Genomic DNA, 9382 nt, shown 5'->3' on the forward strand with positions numbered 1-9382 from the left:
GTCTTAAAAGGGTTAGGTAGGTTTGGCTGACTGCAGGGAGGTTTTTTGAGTTTATTACTGGATTTTACTGTTGCATTTCCCCTCCTCTGGCTGTGTGTCGTGGGGATATTTGGGGCCATAGTGGGTAGCTTTCTGAACGTGGTGATTTATCGGTTACCGGTGATGCTGGAGAAGCAATGGCAGCGTGAGGCGCTCGTACAACTGGGGCTGCCCTTACCTGAATCCATACCGCGCTTTGATCTGCTATTACCACGTTCCTGTTGCCCGCATTGCCAGCATCCTATTGCGGCCAGGGACAATATACCCCTGCTGAGTTTTCTGTTGTTAAAGGGTAAGGCTCGTTGCTGTGGTGAGCGTATCCCAAGGCGCTACCCCCTGGTTGAGGTGGCAACGGCTATGATGTTCGTGCTGACGGCGCTTATATTCCCGCTAGGTTTCCCCTTGCTAGGCGCCTGGATATTGCTCTCTTTTTTGCTGACGCTGGCAGTTATTGACCATCACAGACAACTGTTGCCAGATGTGCTGACGTTGCCACTGCTGTGGATCGGACTTTTATTCAATATTCAGGGGCATTTTGCCTCGTTGGAACAGGCGACGATTGGCGCAGTGGCAGGTTATGTCTGCCTATGGAGCGTGTTCTGGCTATTCAAGCTGGCAACCGGTAAAGAGGCTCTCGGCTATGGTGATTTTAAATTACTGTCGGCGTTAGGAGCCTGGTTAGGTTGGCAAGCGTTGCCACAGGTGATTTTGGTGGCGGCGGCCAGTGGGCTGCTGGTTACGCTGATACAGCGAGGGTTGGCGAAACAAGATCTTAATCAACCGTTAGCCTTTGGTCCCTGGCTCGCCGTGTCGGGCGCGGTCAATATGTTTATACCCTGGAGCTTTTAAGCGCCTATATCTCGATTGGAGGCGCTAGCAAGCGCACCCCGTCTTGTTCCTGAAGCACGACTTTTGCTAGTCGGTTGACCAATGATCAAAAATATTTTACGTGTTACCTACAGATACTAAAGGGAATGATTATGCATAAGGTTACGATGTTGGCGGTGTTGCTTACGGGAATGCTTAATGCTCAGGCGGCAACGGTTTATACCGGAGATAAAATTGAGGGTAATCCGGTTATCAGCAAGTTGGATGTAGACGATCTGGAGGCAGGAAAGGTTTATCGCTTCATGTTCCAGGGGACCAGCAATGGGATCGGTCAACATTGGTATGTTCCTGTTATGGTGGCCAAAGGCGCACAACCTGGTCCTAAGCTGGGTCTGCAAGCGGCGGTCCATGGTGATGAACTAAATGGCACCCGGGTGATACAGCAGGTGTTTGAAAAGCTGGATCCCGCAGAGTTGAAAGGCACTGTGATCGGTGCCGTGGGCGCGAATCCTTCCGGCATGTTGGCCAATAACCGAAACTGGCAGTTGGCCAATGACGGGGGGGATATGGTTGATTTCAACCGGATCTGGCCGGGCAAGGAAAAAGGCAACGCTGCCGAACAACAGGCTTGGCTGCTATGGAATAATTTGTGGGTGGGCAATGCCACGTTGTTCGTTGATATGCACACGCAGAGCCGGGGTACCGAATATCCCTTGTTCATCTATGCGGATTACCGTAACCCGCAGGTGAAGCAAATGGCTGAATTGTTCCCGGCGGACCAGATTAAAGCCGATCCTGGTGAGAAAGGCTCTGTCGAAACCACTTTCGTTGAAAACAAGATCCCTGCCATTACACTCGAAATTGGCAAGCCCAAGCTGTATCAACCCGAACTTATCGCGCGTAGTTTGACAGGGGTGCGTAACCTGATGGTTCAACAAGGCATGACAGCCGGAACATTAGGGACAACGGCTAAAGAGCAAAAAACCTATATCGGTAATGAAATGAGCTCGATTCGAGCTGAGGTTGGCGGATTTGCCGAGGTTCTGGTTAAGGTCGGCGATTCGGTGGTCAAAGGGCAGAAGGTGGCGGTTCAACGTAATGCGTTTGGCGACACCATTCGAGAATATACTGCGACCCATGATGGTCGAGTGTTAGCTATCGGCAATGATCCGTTGCGCGAACCCAGGGCTTTGCTGGTTCGTATCCTGTTTAACAATCCTGAGCCTCAGTGTGCCGATGGTTGCTAATTGACGTGAGGTTTTTTAACCCCTTGAAGATCCCTTCAAGGGGTTAAATAGGCTAATTATTCCAATAGCCTGGGGTTGTTTATCAGGACGAACGCAAATGCTTTCTGCTACCTAACAGTGCCCAACCGCTCAGCAGTGCCATCATCATCAGATAATAGCTTGGTGCCAGGCTGGTCCCGGTTGCGGTGATCAGCAGGGTGCAGATCAGCGGCGCAAAGCCACCAAATACCGTCACCGCCACGTTGTAGCCGATCGCCATACCGCTGGCCCGTGTTGCCATCGGGAACAAATCGGCCATCACCGAAGGCACCGTCGAGAAGTAGATGGACTTCAACAAGGCCAGCCAGCCAACCATTAACATCAACATCATTGGCGAGGTGTGGTTCACCATCAGCAGGAATGCCGGATAAATAGTCAGCAGCAGCAGGATCAGCGAACTCCACATCAGCGGTAGGCGGCCGACTTTTTCCGCGCATAATCCCATTATCGGGGTAACGACCGTTAAAATAACACCGGCTAACAGAGTTGCGCTAAAGGCGGCAGAGCCAGACAGATTCAGGTTTTTGGTGGCATAGGTGGGTACATAGTTCAGCATATAGTTGATGGCGGTGGAAATCACCATCAGCCCGATGGCCAGCAGCAGGTTTTTCTGTTTGCCAACCAGAATCTTCAACGGTGCTTCGGGTTTCTGTTGCTGCACGAAGCTGGCGGGCTCATGCACATGGCGGCGGATATACAGCCCCACCGGGCCGATCAGCAGCCCAAAAGCAAAGGGAATACGCCAGCCCCAGTCCTGGATTTGGCTTTCGGTCAGCCAATGGGTCATACCTAACCCGAAGGCGGAAGCCATCAGCGTACTGGCGCCTTGCGTGGCAAACTGCCAACTGGCGATAAACGCCTTGCGCTCCGGGAAGTGTTCGACCAGAAAGGCGGTTGAACTGCCAAATTCACCACCGGCGGAAAAACCTTGAATCAATCGGGCAACCAGGATCATCAGCGGTGCCGCCAGCCCAATGGTGGCGTAAGACGGCATAAAGGTGATGATCGCACCGCCAAGCAGCATCAGGCTGATGGACATCAGTAGCGCCTTCTTGCGGCCGACGCGATCGGCATAGGAACCGAGCACCACGGCACCCAGTGGGCGGATCAGGAATGAAACGCCAAAGCTGCCGAAAGTCAGTAGCAACGAAACGGCCGGATCTTCCGTTGGGAAGAAGGCATGGGCGATATAGCTGGCAAAAAAGCCATAAACCGCGATATCGAACCATTCCAACGCGTTGCCGATGCAGGTGGCAAACAGCGTTTTATACAAATTGGGTTTAACAGCTACGCTGTCCTGTTGGGCTATCGCGCTCATGCGGTTTCTCCTGCCCGGCGTTGTGCCAGGATCGTGCTGCCGTTTTCGCCCAACTCCCAGAACAGGCGAGTCATGATCTGCAATCCTTCACGAGCGATGGATTGCAACATATGCTCATTGACCCCGTGTTGACCACAGGCCGGATAAGAGTGGGGGATCCACAACGTCGGCAGTTCCAATATATCGGCAAACACGTCATTAGGCAGCGAACCGCCCAGGTTGGGTAGCAATGCGGGTTTTTTGCCGCTGGTTTGTTGCAGGATCTCAAGCGCCCAAGGAACGAGTGGGTCTTGTGGATTGAGCCTGGTGGCCGGTGAGCCTTGCAGCCATTCCACCTCCACATGGCCAAAGCCGTGTAATTGCAGGTGCTGCTGGATATGGTTAACCAGATTTTGCCAGTCGGTACCGACCACGAAGCGTAGCTGGCATACCGCCGTAGCGCTTCCAGGGATGGCGTTCATCGGCCGGGCCGGGTTGCCCGTTTGATAGGCCAGCACTTCAAGCGTGTTCCAACCATACAGGCGCTCGCTTGGGGTCAGGCCAGCCTCACCCCAGTTTTCATCGATCGCTGGATCGCCCGCTTGGCCGCCAACGCTGAGATCGCGCAAAATGGCGCGCAGGTTGTCATCCAGAGGGGCGGGTTTCAGCGCTGCAACCTGTAACTGTCCGTGTCGATTAACCAGAGAGGCGATGGCATTAGCCAGTTGGGTCCCGGGGTTGCTGAGTAATCCTCCCCAGTTGCCAGAGTGATAGGCGTTATCCCTGGCGTGAATGCTGAGGCGGAAATTGATGCAGCCACGTGAGCCCAGGAACAATGTAGGTTGTGTGGCGTTCAATCGTGGGCCATCGGAGGCGATAAACAGATCGGCTTGCAGCAATTCGCGTTGCTGCTGGCAGATAGCCGCTAGCCCAGGAGAACTGATCTCTTCGCCCATTTCGAAAATCAGCTTGCAGTTGAACCCTAGTTTGCCTCCACGTGCGTGGAAAACCTGCTCCAACGCCGCCAGGTTAATACTGTGCTGCCCTTTGTTATCCGCGCTGCCACGGCCGTACCAACGGTCACCTTCTTCGCTCAGTTCCCAGGGGGAAAGGCCGGTGCGCCAGTTTTCATCATCGCCGAAGACTACATCGCCGTGGCCATAGCTCAGCAGGGTAGGTAATGAAGGATCTTCAATGCGTACGGCGATCAGAAACGGGCGGTTGGCCGCTTCCGGGTTATCGAACAGATGTAACTCGAAACCCAGTGCCCGTAACGGCGGCATGATTTCCTGTTCGAGGTAGAGCAAAATGCCGGCATCGTTGTCATGCCGCTGGCTTTCGGTGGCCAGCGCGATGCGCCGTGCCAATATGCGGCGGAATTCGCCACTGTCAAAATACGCTGTCGCCAAAGCGACGGCCTGTTCACCCGTCATGATGATTTTCCCCGTTGTGTCTGCGCTGTGTTGTTTTACTTGTTGTGTTTGTTATCTAAGCTAAAATCGGGGTTTGCCACAATTATCTATTTAACAAACAAGCCTTGCTTTAAAAGCAACGATCGTTTGCTGTTTGGCAAGCTTTGCACCACGGAGAGGGATGGCATGTTGAGTAGCGAGGTTCGCTTTTTTCTGGTGGTCGCCAACTGTGGTTCACTCAGTGCGGCCAGTGAACAACTGTTTGTGGCGGTGTCGGCGATCAGCAGGCAGATCCAGCGCTTGGAAGTACAGGTTGGCACACCATTGTTCGAGCGTCACGCACGGGGGATGGTGCTGACCGAGGCGGGGCAGATTTTTGAAAACCATATTCGTAAAAGCCTGCTGAATATTGAGCAGGCGGTGGCCGAAATCAAAGGGTTGAAAGCCGAACGGCGCACAGCGCTACGCGTGGCCTGTAGCAACGGGGTGGCCTTTATGCTGATGCCACAACTGATGGCGCGTTTTCGTGCGGAGCACCCGGCTGTCAGTTTCGTGCTGACGGTGGCAGATACTAAGACCTTGGCTCGATTGGTACGCAATGGCGAGTGTGACATGGTGCTGCAGTTTAGTTTGCACCCAGAGCGGGGCGTTGAGGTAGCGGCTTCGTGGCCCGCACCGGTCTTGTTATTGATGCGAAAGGAGCATCCATTAGCCGACAGGCAGGTGGTTCTGACGGATCTCTGCCAGTATCCGGTGTGTTTGCCGGAGCCGGGCTCTACGGTACGTCAGCTGTTTGACATCGCTTGCCAGATGAAGGGCACCTTCATTGAACCCGTGCTGACCTGCGATAACTTCTCGACGCTGTACCATTTTTTACAGGGCTCCCCGCTGGCGGTCACTATTTGTAGTCAGTTTACTGCGATGCTGTTGTTGCAGCCTCAAGGATTGATCCTTAAACCTTTTGCTGTCGAGCAGCAAAGCCCGCGTACCTTGCAGCTGCAATTACCACTGGGGCGGCAGCGGAGCACGGCGTTGGACCTGTTTGTGGACTATATTAATCAGACATTAAGTCGTGAAGAACGGGCCATCGGTGAGAAATTCGGCATGTAAGCCGTTTTTTAATCAATAAGATAAATAATCTGTTGATTACGCTTGATTGTTCCAGTCTGGCTGTATTATATTGCGCCCCACGGAAACAACACGACTTCCGACAGATTTCGCCGGCTTAGCTCAGTAGGTAGAGCAACTGACTTGTAATCAGTAGGTCACCAGTTCGATTCCGGTAGCCGGCACCATATAAGAAACCCCAGCAGAAATGCTGGGGTTTTTTGTCTTTGTGTGTCCATGAGTGCAGTAAATGTACCGCGCCCTACGACCCATTAAATATCGGTGGCCAGCCATTGGTCAGACTCTTCGAACATCTCTTCCAGCATACGGTTTAACTTCTCCCGATCACTTTTACTGGCGTCCGAGTTAAGGCCATTGGCCTGCATGGGTTTTACCTTCACCTCTGCATCCGGGAAGATGCGATGCACCCGTTTTGTCAGCTCGGCCTTGATGATTTCATCGGCACCCGGGATCCCTGCGACATTACGCTTATCAAACACCAATTCAACGAACATAGCCCAACCCTAAATTTACTGTTTATGTATACAGTTATTCTGACCGAAGGTACGGGGTAAGTGCAAGAGGGGAGGCGGAAAATTTTATCGCGGCCTATTTTGGGGGATGTGTGCTCTATAGAGTTGCCAATATCGCCATTACGCACTATTTGCCACGGTATCCGTGGCTGAGGTCAATAGTATAGAGCTACCTTGAAATTGATAATCATTCTTAATATGCAACAAGATTTATCCATAATTATTAGAAAGCTGTGTGTCTTCCTTCTATCAGGTCTCTGTCTGGCATTCTTGATGGGTCTGATCTTCATTGACGTTCATTGGCTGCATAACTTCGTCTATGAGACGTCACTCACCGAGGCAACCCAAGAGATCATGCTGGCGGCGATTGCCCTCAGCTTTTTTATCTCTGCTTACCGCCAGGGGGAGCATCGGCATGCCAGGGTATTAATCGGTGGCTTCTTCCTATGCATGCTGATCCGCGAGATGGATTTTGTGTTCGATATGCTGCAGCATGGTGCCTGGGTATGGTTTGCCTTATCCGTAACGCTGCTCTGTGTGCTTTATGCACTCAAAGACCTGCCCGCTACGCTACGTGGACTAGCCCATTTCTTCAAACACCCTAGTTATGGTGTGATGTTTTCCGGGCTGTTATGCATATTAGTATTTTCACGCCTGTTTGGTATGCACCTGCTGTGGCATGAGTTGATGCTTGAAGGGTACAACCGCGTGGTGAAGAATATGGTGGAAGAAGGCTGCGAGCTATTTGGCTATACGCTTTGTCTGTTTGCTACGGTGGGTTATCTCCGACGGGAGGAGTGAAGTGCGCCGCCCCATCAAAATCGGGCGCATGGGTGCTTGATTATGAGCTACTTCCTACCATTCACTGGGAAAGTAGCATTACTGAGTGGCATCGATAATGCGTTATAGTCCTAATACTTCTTGTGCAAGGGGATCCCTCGATGTCGGTGGTGTCAGCGCTGTCAGATTTGGTGACATTCTTAACCTGGATTGGATGGGGCATCGCGATTCTAATCTTTGCCGGTCTTGTTTGGCTCGGCATAGAAAAGCCAGACAAAGAATGAAACAGTGATTGAATACATAACAATCAGAGCCTCGGCATAGTCCGGGGCTTTTTTGTGCGCCGGGCACGGCGCGTTGCACGGAACGCTGTGGCGTACTTGCTGCTGCCGTCATACACCTTTTGTCAAGGTATGAATCGTTGGTTTTTATTATGCATATTGATCTTTGCGCATCCGTTTGAATGCACCCATCATAATTGAGTGCAAAGATGCTCGGTTGTGCAATACTTTTTTTACATGTCATAAGGCTATTATTTAAGCTGTTATATTTAAACTTTCTCCAAAGGGAATTAATAGCATGAAAAAAACATTACTCTTTTTAGGTATGCTATCGGTTGGCACCCTCGGCGTGGTGACTTCGGCAGTTGCCCAAAATGCAGATAACAAAAATGCACTAAAGCCGGCGATTAACTTGGCAGAGTTGTTTGCTGAAAAGTCTACTATCTGGTCGACTTATCCAGAAAACGATGCCTATGTTTTTGATCGCTCAGAGGAAAACTATGTTGTCGTTGCTAAACGTGCGGATGGGGTTGTTGCACTGGTCAATAAACAGGAGAGCTATACGACCCCTGGGGAAATGGTATTAATGGGGACCTATTTTAACTGCAATAAAATGACGGATGCGACTTTTTATGTTGAAGATGTCAGCGTAGACGACGTAGCCAAGCAGCTTGCTGACCCGGCTATTGATGATCCAGAGAGAGTGCGTGGTTTTGATGCAAGTATGCCAGTCCACGATCTCTATCTGGTCGCCTGCCCGCAGGGTTGATTACGCACCATTAGCTCAACGGCAGGAGCAACCATCTTCTAAACAAAGAGGCTTGTTTTTGCCGAACTTTCCCCGAGGTAAGGTCATAACCAGGAACTATCGATTCTTTGGATGCCAACATAGGCCAATACCAGAAAGATAACGATGAGTTGAACACTGCATTGACCGGGTGGGATGAAACTATCACTGCGCTTAAAGGTGCTTCGAACATTGTTTGTAATGCTATGTTTTATATCTACGATTAAATAAACATCATGAGTGTGTCTATTATTGGTGGCATCTGGTTTTGCCACAGTAATAGTTACGAAAACCAGCCTCGGCATAGTCCGGGGCTTTTTTGTGACCATAGAAACAGAAGAAGGGGCAGAAGATGTATGACGTTAAGCAGGGGAATCTATGCGGTCGAGGAAATCACTGTTGAAAGGGCCCTATGGCATGGCAGTAGGCTTTTGAGTTAGCCGGACAACCGTTGTGCGCATATACGAAAGAAACTGTGGGGCAATCATTTTTGGGCAAGGGGATACCTTGTCGATACGGTTGGAGTAAACGAAGAAGTAATCAGACGATACGTGAAGTATCAGGATAAGAAGGACCAAGAGATCGAGCAGCAAATGGAGTTGTGACAGGATTAACTCGGATATTGCCCTCTTCTAGGAGGCGTCGTGTAAAGTCAACTCCTGCACCGATCGAAGAACCCAAGGAGTGATTGCAGCGCCGGGAGTAATCCCGGCACTCATGATAGCGTGCAGCGGCAAGCAAGACAGCGATCAACGGCTAAAAGGAGGGGGAACCTAAGTGCAGAAAGGTGATGATTGGTCGGCAATTTTACCGCCATTTTACCATCGTTTTACCATAGCCAAATTCCAGACATAAAAAAACCAACCCTAAGCGGTTGGTTTCTCTATAAATAGTTGGTCGGCATGAGAGGATTCGAACCTCCGACCCCCGACACCCCATGACGGTGCGCTACCAGGCTGCGCTACATGCCGACGCAGAACCCTATACTACCGTTTTCAGATGTAAATTCAAGCAGCTACCTCACCGATTGCT

General features: G+C 51.2%; 8 protein-coding genes, 2 tRNA genes and 1 pseudogene. 7 read left to right on the forward strand and 4 right to left on the reverse strand.

Annotated features, from left to right (window positions below):
- Positions 1-45: 45 nt before the first annotated feature.
- Both ACLQ7H_RS17855 and ACLQ7H_RS17860 read left to right on the forward strand, forming a co-directional pair.
- Positions 46-888: a prepilin peptidase gene (locus tag ACLQ7H_RS17855; protein WP_411753812.1), complete on the forward strand. Its 843-nt coding sequence runs from the start codon at positions 46-48 to the stop codon at positions 886-888.
- 131 nt (positions 889-1019) lie between these two features.
- Entirely contained in the window at positions 1020-2114 is a 1095-nt protein-coding gene (locus tag ACLQ7H_RS17860; protein WP_411753813.1) for a succinylglutamate desuccinylase/aspartoacylase family protein, read from the forward strand.
- Between the two features lie 82 nt (positions 2115-2196).
- Here ACLQ7H_RS17860 and ACLQ7H_RS17865 read toward each other — a convergent pair whose 3' ends face one another.
- Positions 2197-3471, reverse strand: a complete 1275-nt coding sequence (locus tag ACLQ7H_RS17865) for an MFS transporter (RefSeq protein WP_411753814.1) — start codon at positions 3469-3471, stop codon at positions 2197-2199.
- Complete coding sequence (locus ACLQ7H_RS17870) at positions 3468-4883, reverse strand: M20 family metallopeptidase (protein WP_411753815.1); 1416 nt, start codon at positions 4881-4883, stop codon at positions 3468-3470. The genes ACLQ7H_RS17865 and ACLQ7H_RS17870 overlap by 4 nt, the downstream gene beginning before the upstream one ends.
- 165 nt (positions 4884-5048) lie before the next feature.
- On the opposite strand from ACLQ7H_RS17870, the gene ACLQ7H_RS17875 reads away from it, so the two are divergent.
- A complete protein-coding gene (locus tag ACLQ7H_RS17875; protein WP_411753816.1) occupies positions 5049-5972 on the forward strand; it encodes a LysR family transcriptional regulator in 924 nt (307 codons plus the stop codon).
- 109 nt (positions 5973-6081) lie between these two features.
- Positions 6082-6157 (forward strand) — tRNA-Thr (locus ACLQ7H_RS17880).
- 84 nt (positions 6158-6241) lie between these two features.
- On the opposite strand, the gene ACLQ7H_RS17885 is transcribed toward ACLQ7H_RS17880, so the two are convergent.
- Positions 6242-6484, reverse strand: a complete 243-nt coding sequence (locus ACLQ7H_RS17885; protein WP_021178442.1) for a DinI family protein — start codon at positions 6482-6484, stop codon at positions 6242-6244.
- A 216-nt stretch (positions 6485-6700) separates the two neighbouring features.
- Here ACLQ7H_RS17885 and ACLQ7H_RS17890 point away from each other — a divergent pair, with 216 nt between their 5' ends.
- From ACLQ7H_RS17890 to ACLQ7H_RS17900, 3 genes and pseudogenes are all read left to right on the forward strand, one after another.
- A complete protein-coding gene (locus ACLQ7H_RS17890) occupies positions 6701-7303 on the forward strand; it encodes a hypothetical protein (protein ID WP_411753820.1) in 603 nt (200 codons plus the stop codon).
- Positions 7304-7861: 558 nt separating this feature from the next.
- Positions 7862-8332, forward strand: a complete 471-nt coding sequence (locus tag ACLQ7H_RS17895) for a hypothetical protein (protein WP_411753817.1) — start codon at positions 7862-7864, stop codon at positions 8330-8332.
- Between the two features lie 464 nt (positions 8333-8796).
- Positions 8797-8955 (forward strand): annotated as a pseudogene (locus ACLQ7H_RS17900) (transposase); the annotation flags it as partial.
- Positions 8956-9244: 289 nt separating this feature from the next.
- On the opposite strand, the gene ACLQ7H_RS17905 reads toward ACLQ7H_RS17900, so the two are convergent.
- Positions 9245-9321, reverse strand: a tRNA-Pro gene (locus tag ACLQ7H_RS17905).
- Positions 9322-9382: the final 61 nt, after the last annotated feature.

Source organism: Serratia sp. (in: enterobacteria), from assembly GCF_046715635.1.
GTDB lineage: Bacteria > Pseudomonadota > Gammaproteobacteria > Enterobacterales > Enterobacteriaceae > Chania.